Source organism: Candidatus Dependentiae bacterium (assembly GCA_013821315.1).
GTDB lineage: Bacteria > Babelota > Babeliae > Babelales > Babelaceae > JACDHA01.
Genome location: JACDHA010000010.1, coordinates 1 through 16,841 on the forward strand (window position 1 = coordinate 1; position 16,841 = coordinate 16,841).

The 16,841-nt window shown below is 36.4% G+C and carries 13 protein-coding genes and 2 tRNA genes; 9 read left to right on the top strand and 6 right to left on the bottom strand.

The genetic code is table 11. The features are described from left to right. Window positions 1–250: hypothetical protein (locus H0X48_03245; GenBank protein ID MBA3954305.1), on the top strand; the 250-nt coding region annotated here is incomplete at its 5' end. Window positions 251–265: 15 nt separating this feature from the next. Here the strand turns inward: H0X48_03245 and H0X48_03250 are convergent. The 6 genes from H0X48_03250 to H0X48_03275 form a co-directional block, all read right to left on the bottom strand. Next, window positions 266–577, bottom strand: a complete 312-nt coding sequence (locus H0X48_03250; protein MBA3954306.1) for a hypothetical protein — start codon at window positions 575–577, stop codon at window positions 266–268. Continuing rightward, window positions 547–819 carry a hypothetical protein gene (locus H0X48_03255; protein MBA3954307.1) on the bottom strand — a complete coding sequence of 91 codons (273 nt, stop codon included), beginning with the start codon at window positions 817–819 and terminating at the stop codon, window positions 547–549. Before H0X48_03255 ends, H0X48_03250 begins: the two co-directional genes overlap by 31 nt. A gap of 95 nt (window positions 820–914) precedes the next feature. Then, a complete protein-coding gene (gene rodA / locus H0X48_03260; protein ID MBA3954308.1) occupies window positions 915–2,039 on the bottom strand; it encodes a rod shape-determining protein RodA in 1,125 nt (374 codons plus the stop codon). 122 nt (window positions 2,040–2,161) lie between these two features. Next, a complete protein-coding gene (locus H0X48_03265; protein ID MBA3954309.1) occupies window positions 2,162–2,821 on the bottom strand; it encodes a hypothetical protein in 660 nt (219 codons plus the stop codon). Window positions 2,822–2,916: 95 nt separating this feature from the next. Further along, a tRNA-Pro gene (locus H0X48_03270) sits at window positions 2,917–2,992 on the bottom strand. A 63-nt stretch (window positions 2,993–3,055) separates the two neighbouring features. After that, window positions 3,056–3,131 (bottom strand) — tRNA-His (locus H0X48_03275). Window positions 3,132–3,334: 203 nt separating this feature from the next. Here H0X48_03275 and H0X48_03280 point away from each other — a divergent pair. From H0X48_03280 to mutS, 8 genes are all read left to right on the top strand, one after another. Continuing rightward, complete coding sequence (locus H0X48_03280; GenBank protein ID MBA3954310.1) at window positions 3,335–4,744, top strand: ankyrin repeat domain-containing protein; 1,410 nt, start codon at window positions 3,335–3,337, stop codon at window positions 4,742–4,744. A gap of 31 nt (window positions 4,745–4,775) precedes the next feature. Beyond that, entirely contained in the window at window positions 4,776–5,147 is a 372-nt protein-coding gene (locus tag H0X48_03285) for a hypothetical protein (protein MBA3954311.1), read from the top strand. Between the two features lie 250 nt (window positions 5,148–5,397). Continuing rightward, window positions 5,398–7,992 carry an excinuclease ABC subunit UvrA gene (uvrA, locus tag H0X48_03290; protein ID MBA3954312.1) on the top strand — a complete coding sequence of 865 codons (2,595 nt, stop codon included), beginning with the start codon at window positions 5,398–5,400 and terminating at the stop codon, window positions 7,990–7,992. A 173-nt stretch (window positions 7,993–8,165) separates the two neighbouring features. Continuing rightward, entirely contained in the window at window positions 8,166–9,320 is a 1,155-nt protein-coding gene (locus H0X48_03295) for a hypothetical protein (protein MBA3954313.1), read from the top strand. A 43-nt stretch (window positions 9,321–9,363) separates the two neighbouring features. After that, a complete protein-coding gene (locus H0X48_03300; protein MBA3954314.1) occupies window positions 9,364–10,422 on the top strand; it encodes a hypothetical protein in 1,059 nt (352 codons plus the stop codon). An 18-nt stretch (window positions 10,423–10,440) separates the two neighbouring features. Beyond that, a complete protein-coding gene (locus H0X48_03305) occupies window positions 10,441–11,169 on the top strand; it encodes a hypothetical protein (protein MBA3954315.1) in 729 nt (242 codons plus the stop codon). A 7-nt stretch (window positions 11,170–11,176) separates the two neighbouring features. Further along, window positions 11,177–14,158 carry a hypothetical protein gene (locus H0X48_03310; GenBank protein ID MBA3954316.1) on the top strand — a complete coding sequence of 994 codons (2,982 nt, stop codon included), beginning with the start codon at window positions 11,177–11,179 and terminating at the stop codon, window positions 14,156–14,158. A gap of 20 nt (window positions 14,159–14,178) precedes the next feature. Continuing rightward, window positions 14,179–16,812 carry a DNA mismatch repair protein MutS gene (gene mutS, locus H0X48_03315; GenBank protein ID MBA3954317.1) on the top strand — a complete coding sequence of 878 codons (2,634 nt, stop codon included), beginning with the start codon at window positions 14,179–14,181 and terminating at the stop codon, window positions 16,810–16,812. The last annotated feature ends 29 nt before the right edge of the window (window positions 16,813–16,841 follow it).

Consider the following 16,841-nt stretch of genomic DNA (forward strand, 5'->3'; position numbering starts at 1 on the left):
AGCTCTAGGTGAATGTTCTATATGCTTTGAGCTTCTTGAACCTGCTACTAAAAATATACGTATAAGCTGTGGGCATGTTTTCCATTTAGAGTGCATAACTGCATGGAATAACCAAAGGATATCTCAACCTACCTGTCCTTTGTGTCGCAGAGTATTTAGTCTTACTGTAAACACAGAAAGCAAAAGTATGTTTGAATTGTGTGTAAAAAAGTGTAGAGATTTTATGGGCAGAGGCTTTTGTGCAACTTAAAACAGGTACTTAGGGTTAAGTACCTGTTTTAGCTTTAAAATCAATTACTGTATGGGCGTTTTTAATGCCCCATATATCCTGCCTATGTTTTTTTATTTTTTCACATTCAGCAGAACAACTAGCTTTATCAGTGCTAGTAAAGAGTACTTCGTCAGCAAGTAGTCTGTTGCTTGAGATAAACAACTTATTAGTATCTGTTGGTATATCTTTTTTAGACGTTATAGTACAGGTGCAGTTACTTAAAGCAAAGATGCTCTGTATGCTACAAGATATACACAGAAAAAAAGCTACAAATGTTATTCTGCTGCGCATCCACAGTCTGTGCATCCTGACTCCTCTGCATTTTCATCTTCGTCGTGATCGTTATCTTCCTCTTCATCTTCATCATGATTGTCATCTTCTTCATGACCATATTCTTCTTCATCTTCATCGTCTTCTTCTGTTTCAAAAGATAGCAACATCTCTTCAAGTAGATCTAGACGTTCTTCAAGCATTTGAAGAGCAAATTTAACTTCTAACATTTGCACTCTGTTTTTTAATGCTTCAACTGAATTTGATTGTTTGCACATAGTAACTCCAATAGCTTTTTGGTTTTAATAGTTTTATACTTGTATTTAATTTTAAACTAAAAAGTAGCAGAGAGTAAAGAGTTTTATAAAATATACTAGAGGTCAGAAGCAGTAGACATACTCAGATAAAATCTACGCATGGCTATACCGTTAAACCAACCAAGGCTTGCAAAGGTAATCCATAGATGACTAATGCCGTAGCTCATAAAAGGTAGAGGAATGCCTACAATAGGAAGAAGACCCATAACCATACACATATTTATAATAGCTGAGAAAATAATATGGGTAACAAGTCCACAGGCAAGAAGTTGGGCATAAAAGTTTTTTATACTTAGAATGATAAAAAAAGAACGCAAAAAAAGTAATGTATAGAGTGCTATTAAGGTACATGCGCCTATAAATCCCCATTCTTCTGAAAGCACAGCAAAAATAAAGTCAGTTCTGCTTTCAGGCAGAAACATAAGTTTATTTTGGGTGCCCTGGAGAAAGCCTTTGCCTAAAAGACCACCAGACCCTATGGCTATACGGGATTGCTCAATTTGGTAACGCTCTTTTTTGCTATCACCAGCGCCTAAAAAAACTTCAATCCGTTTTTTTTGATAAGGCTTTAAACATTTCCATAAAATCGGTGTTGCTAGTCCAAAAAAGAGAAAACTATACAAAAAAAACTTTTTATTAAGACCTGCTAACCATAAAAGCGTTACTCCAGAAAATAAAATAATTAGTCCAGTTCCTAGATCGGGTTGTTTTACAATAAGTAAAAAGCTTGCCCCTAAAACACCTAAAATAGGCAGTATATTAGTTAAATAAAACGAAAGATTGTCGCGCTCAGTATACAAGTAGTAACTAAAAAATGAGGGGAAAAATAGCTTTGAAAGCTCTGATGGCTGAAATTTGATAAATCCTAGATTAATCCACCGTTGAGCTCCCATACCGATACTACCTTTAATGATAGTAAAAACGAGTAGGCCCATAGTGGCAAAGTACAAAAAATAACCACTACGTTCTAGGGTACGGTAATCTATAAAGCAGCAAACAAAATAAATAACCAAGCCTGACAGCATGCCAAAAAGTTGTTTTTTAAAAAACAATGAAAAATGGCATTCAGGTCTATAAGTAGCACTAAAAACACACGTCAAACCAATGGCACAAATAATTACTATAATACCAAGGCCAAGCCAATCAAATGATCTAATATACCGTCTATCTAAAAGCAGCATGAGTTTACACTTCTAAAAAGTAACATTACCTAGGTTCTCTTTTTTAGAATACTACAAACAAACTAAAACGGCTAACAAAAAAGAGCCCGAAGGCTCTTTTGCTGTACAAACTAGTTTTTAGCTTAAAACTTGTTGTTAAACTTAGTAATAGTTGCTTGGGCTAGTATATCTGCTAGCATTAATCCCATTTCAAGCGCTTTATCAACAGTAGAAATGTTTTTTGTCCATTGTTGTTTAATTTGGGTATCTAAATCTCTATCGGCAAGTTTAAGATGAGTATCCCAATGTGATTTAAGGGTCGCTTTGCTTACACCTGTAAGTTCACTTAAAGTACTAGCAATAATATTGCCATTACCATACCACTCTTTTACAAAGTTAGTGCGAGCTGATACATTATGAGCCTTGGTTGCTTTAGCAACCTCGTTACCGATTTTAATATGCTCTTTTAATAGGTGAGTTATTTTGTCTCCTGCTGCTTTTCCATAATAGTGTCCTAGTGCAGCGCCTATATCTTCTTGGTTTTTCATTAAACGTTTAGTAATAGCTTCTGTATGAGCCGGTTCACGGTTATTAACTGACACTAAGCACTCGTGATCCCATACCATATGTTGTGTCCAAAGCTTTCTTGAATCTGCTCTAAACTTTTCTGCAGGAGAGGGCTCATAAGATTTATTTTCTTGTGTAGGGGTTATTTTAGAACTTTGTAAAAGAGCAAGGCTGCTTTGAGTGCTTGATAAAAGTAAAGCTAGGGATAAGAGTGTAATTTTAAAGAAATGGTTCATAAAGACTCCTTTTAAGTAATTATTATATGTTTTACTTAAAAGTATACAAAAAGAAGTGATTAAAAATCAAGAATGAGAGAAATTGGTTTAAAAAATGGTCGGGGCGGCCAGACTCGAACTGACAACCCCTCGCTCCCAAAGCGAGTGCGCTACCAATTGCGCTACGCCCCGACATAAGATATAGATTACTATATACTGGTTTTTTCCTAAATGCAAGTATTTTAAACTTGAAAGTGGGGTGAATAGTGGGACTCGAACCCACGACCCTCAGAGCCACAATCTGATGCTCTACCAACTGAGCTATATCCACCATATAATAACTAATAGTATACGCTCTTTTCAAATAAAAACAAAGCTTTTATCTTTTTAAACCATTTAAGTAAGCTTTTAAACTTACCTTATCCTTATATTAATTCAATTTTTTAATTAAGTATTTGACTAAATCGCTAGTTCTGTCATGCTGAAACTTAAATTACTATTGATCTAAAACTATTAAATCCAGCAAGTACTAATATGAAATTATATACTTTATCTTTAATTTTGGCTTTAGCTAATACATTCTTAAGCTTTAGCATGGGTGACACAAGTAACCTTAGCGGGCAGCTTTTTGCAGCAATTAAGCAGTCAGATGTGGCGGCTGTTGAAGGACTTATTGAGTGTGGAGCTGACATTAATTGTATTAGTGACCGTTTTGGTGTAACACCGCTTGTCTTTGCTGTAGAGTCTAATAATAAGGATATAATTAATATATTACTTAAAAAAGGTGTTAACGTTAATCTTCAAGAGACAAACGAAGAATTGACTCCACTTCATTATGCTATAAAAAATGGTAATAGTGAGATTGCTACACTCTTAATTGGTATAAAAGAATGTAATCTTAACATTCAAGATGGTATAGGCTATACGCCACTCTTATATGCTATAGAAGGTAAACATACACAATTAATTGAATTATTAATTGTGCAAAAAGTAGACGTTAATCTTGCAGATTCAAATAATATGGCTCCTGTACATTATGCTGCTGCAAAAGGCGATGTAGTATTACTAAAGCTATTAATTGAAAAAGGAGCTAATTTTAATGCTCGTGATAATGAAGGATTAACGGCGCTCCATTATGCAGCACAAAAAGGTGAAGTTGCTATACTTAAAGTATTACTTGAAAAAGGTTGTAATATTGATTCTCAGGACTTAGAAGGTAATACCCCATTACATAAGGTAGCTGAATGGCTGTTGTGCTCTAGTGTTCGAGCTCTTTATTTTTTATTAGAGAATGGCGCAGATACGTGTATTTTAAATAAGGAAACTTTACTTGCACTTGATATTGCTGTAGAGCCTAAACAGTGCTCTTCACTTTCTGATAGTGATAATAAATGGTATACACATATTTTAGAAGCATTTTTAGCATACATGCCACCTACTTATAGCTTATTAGATACTACAACAGAAAATCAGTATTTTAAAGCTGCTCAAAAGAATAGATTTAAGCTTTCTCAAGCTAAAGATTTTAAATCAATTGCACAGTTATTAAGTAAAGGTGCTTACGATTACCCATTAGTTAAAATATATGTAGATCAAAAGCGTGAAGAACTTTTTAAGGCTATAGCAAGTAATAAAGTTCAACAAGTAAGTGCATTACTGAAAGATGGTTTTAGTCTAAATACCTGTGATAAAGAGGGTAATACTTTGTTGCATAAAGCTATACAAGCAGAGAGCTTAGAAGTAATGCAATTATTGCTTATGTTAGGTGCTAATCAATATATAGATACAGCTAATGCTAGTTTACTTAATCCACTAACCCCGCTACAACTTATAGTAGCTCATGGTAAAAAAGATGTTTTTATGGCTCTATTTTCAAAAATTAATGTAATAGAAAGTGATAAAGTAAAATATGCTCTCTCTAAAAGAAAATCAATGAATAAATAATTTTTCCTAAGAAACTATACAGGGGCTCTTGATGTTTAGGACTTTAAAACTAACACTTATTTTCTTCTCGAGCGTTTTGTATACTTTTAGTTTATTTGGTTGTTTGCGTTACATTCCTGAGTATACTCCTAATAGACGTATAACTAAAGCTGTTTCACCTGTTTCTTTGCGTGATTTGGCTATAAGCAAATCAATTGAAGTGCTTTTATCGCAAACTCATCAAGAGCTGGAAGATTCTCTTGCAAGTTTACCAGAAGGTATAAAAGATATTCTTAAGTCAGCTTTACTACAAAAAGGCAATGGTTTGATGATGCAAAAATCAGTGGGTGTTCTTGTTAGCGGTGACGCTAAAGAATTAAGCCTTGAAGAATTACTAGCTATTATCCAAGTTAAAAGACCCTAGATCTACTATAGCTTCTTGTTGCAAGCTTTTTTTAACGCGCTCTAAGATATGTTTGTTTGTTGGATCAAATAACTCTAAAACGCTTACTTTTCTTTTTAGAAGCTCGAAAATAATTTAAAAACAAGAAGTTTTAAATTATTTTTATTTATAATTTTCTATTAATAAATTAAATTGCTACAAAAACTTCCCTTTTCTTTGTATTGTGGTATACTAATAAAGACTCTAAAATAAACCAAATAATGGGGGTTGAATGCAAGCTATAAAATCAAATAAAAATCGAATTAAAGTAATTGGTGCTCGTGAGCATAATCTTAAGAATATTACCGTAGAAATACCAAAAGATGCTCTTACGGTAATAACTGGGCCATCAGGTTCAGGTAAAAGCTCACTTGCCTTAGATATTTTATATACCGAAGGTAAGCGTCGTTATATTGAATCATTATCATCCTATGCTCGGCAGTTTTTAGGATTACCTAAAAAGCCCGATGTTGATAGTATCGAGGGACTATGCCCAGCAATAGCTATCGACCAAAAAACCGTAGGATCTAATCCTCGATCAACCGTTGGTACTATAACAGAAACGTATGATTATATGCGTGTGCTTTTTGCTCGTAATGGCACTATAGCATGTCCTGATTGTAAGTCTCCTATTAGTGCTGAGTCGCCTGATAAAATAGCTAACTTGCTCGTAACTAATTTTGATAAACAAACAGTTATTATAGCTGCTCCTATAGCGCACTACCAAAAAGGTGAGTTTGTGCGCACATTAGAAAAGCTTTTTGCGACAGGTTATTATAAATTTATTATTGATGGGCAACGGTATAACTTTAGAAAATTACAAGAAATACAAGAGCTTAAACTTAAAAAAACAGAGCGTCATTCTATAGACGTATTGCTTGATGCTTGCGAAGTCACTGAAACTGAAGCATCGAGACTCCAGGATAGTATTGAACGTAGTTTTTCGCTAGCTCAAGGGGTATGTAAAGTTATTGTAGGAGATACTGAGCATATGTATGCTGCTCAACGTATGTGTTTGCGCTGTAACTATTCGTTTCCTGAAGTTGAGCCACGCTTATTTTCTTTTAATTCACCCATAGGAGCTTGTCGCCAGTGCCATGGTCTTGGTATGGTATACGCTATAACCACGCATGATACTTCATCTCGTTGGTATAGAAAAAAAGATCAAGAAGACGAATCCAAATATGCCAATTTAGAATCTGAAGAGGTATGTTCAAGCTGTAATGGCCAACGATTAAATAAAGCAGCTCTAGCAGTAACTATAGAAGGCAAAAATATTTATGATCTTGGACAACTATCAGTTAAAAAGCTTGCTCTGTTTTTCAATCAACTGAAGCTTTCACCAATTGAACAGTCAACTATTGGTCGCTTAGTACAAGAAATTACGACCAGGGTTCAGTTTTTATGTGATGTTGGTCTGGGTTACTTGTCGCTCAACCGTACAGCACGAACACTTTCAGGTGGCGAAGGGCAGCGTATACGTTTAGCTACTCAGATCGGGTCAGCATTAAGCGGTGTACTTTATATTTTAGATGAGCCTAGTATTGGACTGCATCAGCGTGACAACGATAAGCTTATTGGTACATTACATGCATTAAGAGATCTGGGTAATACCGTAGTAGTTGTTGAGCATGATACTGATACCATGATGCAATCGGATTACATTATAGATATGGGTCCAGGAGCAGGTGTCGGTGGCGGTTATGTAGTGGCTGCAGGAACGCCACAAGAAATTAGCGATAACCTCGATTCGCTTACGGGTGCTTATTTAAGTGGTCGTAAATGCATAGAAGTGCCTCATAAAGCTCGTACACCAAAAAGCTTTATAACGCTTAAAAATGCCAACACGAATAATTTAAAAGATCTTACCATTAAGTTTCCTTTAGGAGTGCTCTGTGGTATTTCTGGGGTATCGGGTTCAGGTAAAAGTACGTTAATTATGCAAGAGTTAGTACCAGCACTACAAGCGGTGCTTAAAAAGCGATCACGTATACCTGAATGGATGAAAAAGATGTTCTCCGGGCATGAAAAACTTGAGGGTGCTGAAAAAATTGAGAACCTAGTAGTAATTGATCAAACACCGATTGGTAGAACGCCGCGCTCAACGCCAGCGACCTACCTTGGTATATTTGACGATATACGGGCTCTTTTTGCAGGACTTCCTGAAAGTAATGCTCGTGGCTATAAAGTTGGTAGATTTAGTTTTAACGTAGCTGAAGGTAGATGTTCTCATTGTGCTGGTGAAGGTACAGTAACTATAGCAATGCACTTTTTAGCTGACGTAAGTATGATTTGCCATGTATGCCAAGGAACACGTTACAATATTCAGACGCGAGAAATTAAATATAAAAGCAAAAACATCGCTCAAGTACTTGATATGACCGCTGCTGAAGCAGTAGTGTTTTTTGAAGCTCATAGATCATTACACAAAAAACTACGATTAATGTGTGATGTAGGCCTTGATTATATTAAGCTTGGTCAATCTTCTATAACGCTTTCTGGTGGTGAAGCGCAGCGTATTAAGCTTGCGTCAGAGCTTGCCAAACGCGGTACTAATACTCTGTATATTCTTGATGAACCTACCACAGGATTGCATTCAAGTGATATTGATAAGTTGCTTAAAGTGCTTCAAAATTTGATTGATAAAGGTAATTCGTTACTGGTAATTGAGCATAATCTTGATGTACTTAAGACAGCTGATTATATTATTGATCTTGGTCCTGAAGGTGGTGAAGAGGGTGGTACTTTAGTAGCGCAAGGAACACCAAAAGAAATTGCCCATAACAAACAAAGCTATACTGGTAACTATCTTAAGCGTGTACTCTAAATCTTATTAACTACTGGAATTTATAAGGGCCTTTTAAGGGCCCTTTTTTTATGTTTGAACTACTATCAGCCTACCATTTGTCATTGAACGCATAATAATTTAAACTGTAGATTATAGTGTAAATTATATAAAGTTTTACATTTTGTTATTTATTAATTGTTTAAAGGACTACAATGGCATCGCGCAAATACTTTCTTTTATATATAAGTTTTATGTTTTTAAGTGCTCCACCACTACTCTTTGCTGGTGGCGATAGAAGTGGTAATAGTAATGGTAGTGATTCTACCAGTGTAGGCAAAACAGACTATGAAAGAAAATTTAAAAAAGTATCTAAAAAAGATAAAAAACGTAGACATGAGCGTGATGCATTGAAGATGCAATTGCTAATGGCACAATACGCTGCGGGTAGTCAAGGAGCACCAGCTTTTTCGAGTGCAGGTAGTGGTCAGCCTGTAGTTACAAGTTCTTTTGGTAGTTTTAAAAAGGGCCTTGCTAAATCATGGAAAGGCTCAGCTTTTAACCTTGTTAGCAAAGATGATACATTTACTGAGCACATTGGTAATATAGTCGGTCAGTCTATTGATAAGGCTGCAAAGCATGCTTTAAGTAAAGTTTTTGAGAATATATTTCATGAACTTATCAGAGACTTTCCTCAGCTTATAAGTAAACCAAGAGCTTTAATAGGGGCTTATGCGTATAAAATAGCTTTTGGCTCAAATGGCCTTACTGCTGAGACTTTAGGAAGAAAATCTAAGCATATCCAGTTTTTATGTTCTCCCTATACGGTTCTTTCAGCGGGATCACTAGATAAAAAGCGTCGTTTAGATAACATGGTTCAAGATCAAAACGATTTGTCAGTTGAAAGCAATTGGAAAGTAGCCCAAGCTAAACTCATTCGTGCGCTTGAACATGAAGTTGCTTATCTAAGAAAAGCATTACCGTGTTATGATGAAGTATTTAGCAATTATTCACGTAGTGGCCTACGAATTAGATTAGCTCGAGCTATGCAAGCTACATCAGTTACCGATAATGGTGATATTGGATTTAACATTCAAGAAACTATTAAAGACCTATTAGAACTTATACAACAATTTAAGAGTTTTCGTTCTTTTGACGATGCTCAACAAAAACACCAGCAGACAAAGCTTTACTTACAATGGACACTTGAGTCATTTAAAGTAGTAGGTGAATTAATACAAGAGAGTTCACCATCAGGTAAGCGTGTTGCCTTTCCTACTATAAGCTCAAGTAATTCACTCAGTTCAGGATTGAACAATGATATACTTAAAGCACTAGAAGGCCAGGGTAACGGCTTATTTGGTGGCTAATATAAAGCTAAAAACTAGTTAAATTAATTATAGCGGAGATTATATGAATATACCTAAAACAATAATGAGCATAAGTTTAACGTTGCTTATGCCTTTAACACAAGCGGCGGTACTTGTACCAAGTAATGCACGTATTAACAAGATACAACAAGAATTACAGGCAGAAGCGACTCTTTCAAACAAAGTAGAAACTGGAGTTCAAATAGCTGCAACTGCTGCTGTAAGTGCTGGGTTATTTTACTGGTTATTTTTAAGAGATAGAACTAAGCCAGCAGATTATAGAGCCGAAAATATGGCCAAGATAATACAAGCTTGTCCGGATGTTTTTCAGCAATTTGTTGATGCTGCTAATGGGGCAAATAATCAACCGGCACCTGCAGCTGTTAACCAACCCTCTCGTACTTGGACTCAGTCGTTTCTTGGCGTGCCAGGAGCAGTAAAAAGCACTATTGTAAACATGCCAAGTACTGTAAAAAATGGTGCAGCAAGCGCAGCAAAAAGCACAGCTCAGTTTGTCAAAAAAGATGTAAAGTCTTGGGCAATTCAAGGTGGCCTTTTGATGATCTATAAAATAGCTTCAGGTGGTTTATTTGATATAGCCAATAAAGCTTATCCTCAATTGGGTAGGATACTTGATATGTATAGCGCTCATGATTTGCGTTGGTATATAGAAGAAAGAACTTCTTTTAAAATGCTTAACAAAAATATAGAAGATTATGCTCGTGAGTATGCTTTAGCACCGTCTGAAGAAAAAGCTGACGTAAGAGAGCTTTTAGAAAATACCGTTTCGTGTCTTGTAGAAGATACAGAAAAAGCTCTTGGTTTTATGATATTTTATGTAAAACAATACTTTAAACAGGCTCCTATAAGAACTAAGGCTCTTAATACTAAAATAGTGCATATAAGAGATCGTCTTATAGAGTTGACTAGTTTATTTAATAATAAAACAGTCAGAACACAAGAAGATACTGATCGTTTAGCTGTAGAAATAGTAGAATTAAATAAACGTATTTATAGTGAAGTTGATAGCTTTCAAGTTATAACAGCACGACGTGCTTTAGTTGATCCTATCAAAATAGTTACACCTGAGTTCGATTTTTAATTGACGCAAAGTAAACGTATGAACTTTTTTAAACATATCATAGTTACTATAGTACTTGTAAGTGCATGGGGGTCTATTGGCCTCCATGCCGCACTTGGTTTGACTGTGCCTGAAAACTCTATTGAAAACTTTATGCAGCAACTACAAGACTATAAGCCTAATGCTCCTTGGATTAGCCATGAACTATTGCAGCTTTCACTGAAAGATTTTGAGCGCGGGTGGTCTGAAGCAATAGATATGCTTACACGATCTGAGCGTCGATGGTTTTACTTTTGCGATCGAGAAGTTGATTTTGATCAAGAGCGTTATTGGCAGCAGTGTGTATGGCAATGTCAGTATTATGATCGCTGGCTTAAAAAACTCTACGTTGATATTGGCTCGAGCGAGCTTATTGTCAAAACCATACAAACACGTCTACCTGCAGGAGCTTTGTCTATTTTTGAGTATTGGCAACTTACAGGTGCATTAGAAACTAACTCAAAAGCGGCTGCAGTACATAAGCTTTATATGTTTTATTTTGATTGCTTGGCACACTTTTTTTGCCAGTCAATTGATTTAGCTTCGAAGTCAAAAGATGCTTTTGGATTATATGCAAGTTGTTGGGCTGTGAGTAAGCTTTGTCTTAAAGAATTAGACACTATTATACTACAGTTTGCTGATACAAAATGGTACCCTAAGTACCAACTTATGCTCAAGCGTTATCAAGAGGTCTATGCACTTTTAGAAGAAGAATTTTTAGTAGGGTAATAGAATAATGGTAAATCTGATAAAATATAGCAGTTATTTTTGGTTAGTAGGTACTGCTTTTTATGCACTATGCGGTCCAGCGGATGCGTTTCATACAAGTTTTATTTCAAGTTACGATCTTTCAGGTAGGTATACCCATGAGTACCATCCTTATGTGCTTAAAAAAACCAGAGATAGTTTTTTAGAGCTTGAGCACTCGCTGCGTAAGGATAATTTTTCAGTTAATGGTCGTATACTTATACTTGGCTACCAAGAAGATGCGGTAGCTCCTTATAAAACCGATTGGCAGCGTCAAGCGCTTGAAGATGAAGCTATTGCTAAAACCGCAGGTGGATTAGCTCAGCCTACCAAAAATATTTTTGGTTATCTGACAGGCTTTTTGCTTAAAGACGCTGAGTGGCTTGAGAAAAATTGGTTTAAAGATATGCAGCATGCAATTAAACATGTCTATGCACGACCAATAGATCTTTTTAAAGATAGTGCAGTCTTTTTTCAAAAACATGCCTTAGGTAAAGATTTTCCTGCAATTATAGAAGCGCGTGATACTGTTGAGCATGCTTTATACAGTCGCAATCTTAAAACTGTTCTTGGTGAGCTTATAAGCTTTTGGATGAGTATGTATGAGAATGCTTCAAAAACAGGCTCTCAAGAGACTATAGCCACACAAGACATGTTGTTTTCTATAGATTACGCACGAGCACTTATTGAAGGACAAGCACCTCTTAAAAAATTATTTGTAGGTCCTGATATTACTTATCCTATAGAAATATTGTCATGCCAACAAAAAGAAGCAACAGCTCATGCGCAGCAATTTATTCATGAGTTACAAACGGAACTTGTGCCTGTTAATAATCAAAAAACGGTCTATATATTTTGTAGTTTTGTCGATGGTGTAGGTAAAAGTACTTTGCTTAATAATATTGCCAATTGGGGGCTCCATGGTCTTCAATTTGATAAGTATGAGCGTTGTGATAATTCCTCATCTCAAGAAGCTACATTATTTGAACTTAAAGAAAATACCTATATTGCAGATTTGCCTGCACAAATTAGCCACTATACTATAAAGCCTGATGGCTTAGTGTTTACTGATATTTCTACGGTAAAAGAGATCGATAAAACAACTCAAGCTGCTGTAATACGTTATGCTATAGATAATAAAGCACTCTTAATTGCGCAGTTTGAAGACATTAAAGAAAAAGCAAAACTGCATACTCAAGCTCTTTATGTAAGTACTGATCATGTATATAATTATGCTGTTAATTGTCAGGTGCTTGGTGTAATAGATTCGCCATGGGTAGGTTTTATGCATGAGAATAAGTATTATTTGTTTCATAAGCAGCACCCTCACAAAATTCGTGCATTAACAACGCTTGCAGGAGCTCATTCTTTTGGTCTTAAAGTTATAGAGCCAGAGCAGATGCTCTTTACTAATGGTATGTCTATTCCTATGCATTATGCTACTTTTTTAGATGCGCTTAAAAGCAAGCTGCATGCTCAAGGCATTGAACAAGTAGTTTTTGTAGACTTTTTGAGTATGTATCCACGCTCGTCTCGTGAAAATATTCGAGTAAATTTTGTACTACAATACTTAAAAAAAATATTTGGCGATACGTATAATCTTGGTGAAAGCTTTTATAAGCATCGTGCCAATAGAGAGCAAGAAATTTGCCAACTGTTATTACAAAATTTTGATAAAGCGTTACATACTATTGTACTTGAAACAGCCCTGCGCTGGGCTATGTACACGCTTATGGAAGAAAAATCAGTAAGCTACGTTACCACCCTTAAGGCCCAGGATCTTGAAGATGTTTTAGGCAACGAAGTAGCAAGGCTGCTTAAAGAGCAGCATAATGAACTGACAGCTCTTGCACGTAATCGTTTAGAGCCAGAACGCGCTCTTTATTATCAAACGTATGCACTTGATATTACCTATGAGACTGTTGTGCGGTTTTCTTTTGAGCCGTTACAGGCTTTTAGCGACGTTGTGAGCCAGCTTTTTAGTAAGCACTTGCAAAACGAGTATTATACTAACTTATGGGCTGGCATGGAGGGCAATTTGCCAAAACAGCATTATAACTTAAGAAAACCGATTGAGCTTGATACTCAAATAGAAGCGTCAGTGCTCTATGCATTTGATAAAGACAATCGTAACCAGGATGAGCTGCAAAAATTTGTACGAGCTCTTAAAGCACAATGGTACGCGATGCTAAGTAATATGCTGTCTATTGGTCTAAATTCTGACGGTGACTATGAAGTTAAAAAAGTTGAAACAGCAGTACCACCTCTACTACTTAAGTCTGACGGCACTCGATGCTCTTTGGTACAAAAAGTTTTACCCTTACTTGATACACGTGAGCACAAAATTGAGCCTCCGCTTAAATTTCATTTGATTGATGGACCGGGAGTAAAGCGCCCTTGGGGAGTGCTTGATAAACAACCTTATTGTATGGACTGGGATATACCAGGAGCATTCTTTTGGATCTACGCGTATGGCTATACGCCTGGTAATCAAAAGTCTAAAAATATAGTTACACAGCTTGTAGATAAGTATCGTCAAGAGTGTGTTGTTAAGTATAAGCAATCAACGTGGGGTATGCCTACAACAGTCTTATTAAATCAAATCAATGCAGGTAATTTGTGGAGTAAAATAGAGCAAGAGAGTGCTGCTATAGCTCAAGCTCAAACTAAAGATAAAAATACTAAAAACACTAAAAATACTATGCGAGTTATTGCTGCTGAAGATCCTCAAATTCCCGTATTGCAATTATGGACTCGTATGATAGCTACGCTTGATATGATACTGAAAGATATGGATCGTCGTACCATAGTCCTTGTACGTAAGGGCAGTAAAGAAGACTTTGCAGCAGCATTGCAGCTTACTGAAAAAATTACTTTGCCTCTCTATTTTGGCATTAAAGTAGCTACGCCTTTATTTGAAGATTATGCAACTGTAGATCCAGTAATACCATGGCAAATAATCAATAAATAACACGTGAGCTTAAAAAACCAATGCTAACTCCTTTAATGCGCCAATATTACGATATAAAAAATAGATACCCTGATACGTTGCTTTTATTTCAGGTTGGTGACTTTTACGAACTGTTCTTTGAAGATGCCCAACGTGCAGCTTCTGTGTTAGGTATAACGCTCACTCAACGCGGCACAACGTCTACTGGTGAGCCTATACCCCTTTGTGGTGTTCCTTTACACGTACTTGATACCTATTTAGCTAAATTAGTAAAAGCAGGCTTTAAAGTAGCTATTTGTGATCAACTTGAGGCTGCCAAGCCAGGTGTTAAAACTATAGAGCGTGGAGTAACACAAGTGCTTACGCCGGGAACGCTTACTGATAGCCGGCTACTTGACGATAAATCTGCTTCGTATTTATGTGTTATATTTTCAACGCAGGAAGCTTTAGCAGTTATTTTTGCAGAATTACTTACTGGTCAATTATTTATCACCCAATGTGAACCACAAGCATTTAAACTTTTAGAAACAGAGTTAAGTCGCTTTTTACCAGATGAAATAGTAATTCCTGATAATAAGTTTGGCAAAGCTTTAGCAGCCAAACTACAACAGCTTAGCTATACGGTAACGTTAGAGCAATCTGTTTTACATGCTCAAGAAGTAACAGATGCTTTAAATCAGTGGCTAGCTCAACAAGCATCACAGGTATCTGATACAGTAAGATCTGCTTTTGCGGTACTCTACACCTATTTAAAACGTAATAACGAACGGGCTTTAAGTAATTTAAAACAATTTTCTTTTTATAATCCTGATGATTTTCTACTACTTGATAGTGCAACACAACGAAATTTAGAACTTGTTAAAAACACCCAAGATGGTACCGCGTCAAGTACCTTATTTAGTGTTCTTGATAAAGCAGTAACCGCCATGGGATCGCGTACATTAAAAAAATGGCTTTTGCGTCCCTTGATTAAACAAGAGCTCATTGAGCAACGGTTAGATGCAGTTTCTTTTTTAGTAGCTGATTTAGGGACACGTGACCATCTACGTGCTTTGCTTAAACAGCTTGGTGATATTGAGCGAATTGTGGGTCGTATAGCACTGCGTAGAGCACAACTTCAAGATTATGTTTGCTTGTTACGTGCGCTAGAGGTGGTGCCACACATTGCTCATAGTTTAAGCCAGTTTGATGAGCATACGTTACTACATTCTATCAAAACTAAAATAGCGGATTTTAGCCCTCTTTACTCATTGATTGTGCAAGCACTTAACGACGATAGCACAACCGATTGGTCTATAAAATCTGGTTTTAATAGCGAGCTTGATCGTTTGCGTACGCTTATGCAACAAGGTACTCAAGCTGTAGTAGCTCTTGAACGTAAAGAGCAAGAAAGTACGGGTATTAATTCACTTAAAATTAGATTTAATGGTGCTCATGGTTACGGTATAGAAATTACTAAAGCTAATGCACATTTAGCTCCTGCCCATTATGTACGCATTCAAACACTGGTCAATCGTGAACGGTATACCACTCAAGAGCTTAAAGATTTAGAATATGATCTTTCTCGTGCGCGCACTGATAGCGCTCAGGTTGAAAAAGAGTTATTTGAAGATATAAAAAAACAAGTAGAAGTGTATTTGAGCTCACTTAAAAAACTAGCGTATGCTTTATCTTATTTAGATGCATTAAGTGGTTTGGCTGAGATTGCGTATAGCAACAATTATACTCGTCCTGTTTTTAATACAGAACGTGTTTTTACTATCGTTGCTGGTCGTCATCCTGTTATAGAAGCGCGTTTGCAGACTAAGTTTATACCTAATAATACAGAATTTAGTGATGCTGCTTCTTTGTGGATTATTACTGGTCCTAATATGGGCGGTAAATCTACGTACTTGCGTCAAGTAGCACTTATTTCTATAATGGCACAAATGGGGAGCTTTGTTCCCGCTGCACAAGCACATATAAGTATAGTAGATCGCATATTTACTCGTATTGGCGCAGCAGATAATGTCGCTGAAGGTAAAAGTACTTTTTTAGTTGAAATGGAAGAAACTGCAGCTATTTGTAATCAAGCTACTCCACGCAGTTTAGTTATCCTAGATGAGGTCGGTCGTGGTACAAGTACTTTTGATGGTCTTGCTATTGCTCAAGCAGTTGTTGAATATATTTATACGCACGTACAAGCGCGTTGTTTATTTGCTACCCATTATCATGAACTTACTGTATTAGCGCAACAGTATCCAGGTATAGTATTGTATTACGCTGCGAGCACAAAGGCATCTGAAGGCATAGTATTGCTCCATAAGATTATCCCAGGCGTTGCTGATGGAAGCTTTGGCCTTGAAGTTGCTAAACTAGCACAACTGCCTGAATTAGTGCTTACACGTGCTCGTGTTATTGCTCAAGAGTTACTGGTGCGCGAACAACAACTTGCTGCATCAACTGGTAGTAATATAACAATTAAAGCACCTGCAGTTAATCAGCTTGTTGCACTTGAATCTCGATGTGCTGAACTTGAACAACGCAAGCGCGAGCTTGAATTGTATAGAGAGCAGCACGATACATCGCGCAAACAAGAGCATACAGTTATTCAAGAGTTGAGCAAACTTGATTGTGATAACTTAACACCACGACAAGCACTAGACATTTTATGCCGACTTAAAGAACTAGTTTAATAGCAATTAGTTTAGTCTTGAGTTTAAAT

Coding starts and splice junctions, on each gene's coding strand:
- H0X48_03250 (MBA3954306.1), bottom strand. CDS start 577: ATGCACAGACTGTGGATGCGCAGCAGAATAACATTTGTAGCTTTTTTT.
- H0X48_03255 (MBA3954307.1), bottom strand. CDS start 819: ATGTGCAAACAATCAAATTCAGTTGAAGCATTAAAAAACAGAGTGCAA.
- rodA (MBA3954308.1), bottom strand. CDS start 2,039: ATGCTGCTTTTAGATAGACGGTATATTAGATCATTTGATTGGCTTGGC.
- H0X48_03265 (MBA3954309.1), bottom strand. CDS start 2,821: ATGAACCATTTCTTTAAAATTACACTCTTATCCCTAGCTTTACTTTTA.
- H0X48_03280 (MBA3954310.1), top strand. CDS start 3,335: ATGAAATTATATACTTTATCTTTAATTTTGGCTTTAGCTAATACATTC.
- H0X48_03285 (MBA3954311.1), top strand. CDS start 4,776: ATGTTTAGGACTTTAAAACTAACACTTATTTTCTTCTCGAGCGTTTTG.
- uvrA (MBA3954312.1), top strand. CDS start 5,398: ATGCAAGCTATAAAATCAAATAAAAATCGAATTAAAGTAATTGGTGCT.
- H0X48_03295 (MBA3954313.1), top strand. CDS start 8,166: ATGGCATCGCGCAAATACTTTCTTTTATATATAAGTTTTATGTTTTTA.
- H0X48_03300 (MBA3954314.1), top strand. CDS start 9,364: ATGAATATACCTAAAACAATAATGAGCATAAGTTTAACGTTGCTTATG.
- H0X48_03305 (MBA3954315.1), top strand. CDS start 10,441: ATGAACTTTTTTAAACATATCATAGTTACTATAGTACTTGTAAGTGCA.
- H0X48_03310 (MBA3954316.1), top strand. CDS start 11,177: ATGGTAAATCTGATAAAATATAGCAGTTATTTTTGGTTAGTAGGTACT.
- mutS (MBA3954317.1), top strand. CDS start 14,179: ATGCTAACTCCTTTAATGCGCCAATATTACGATATAAAAAATAGATAC.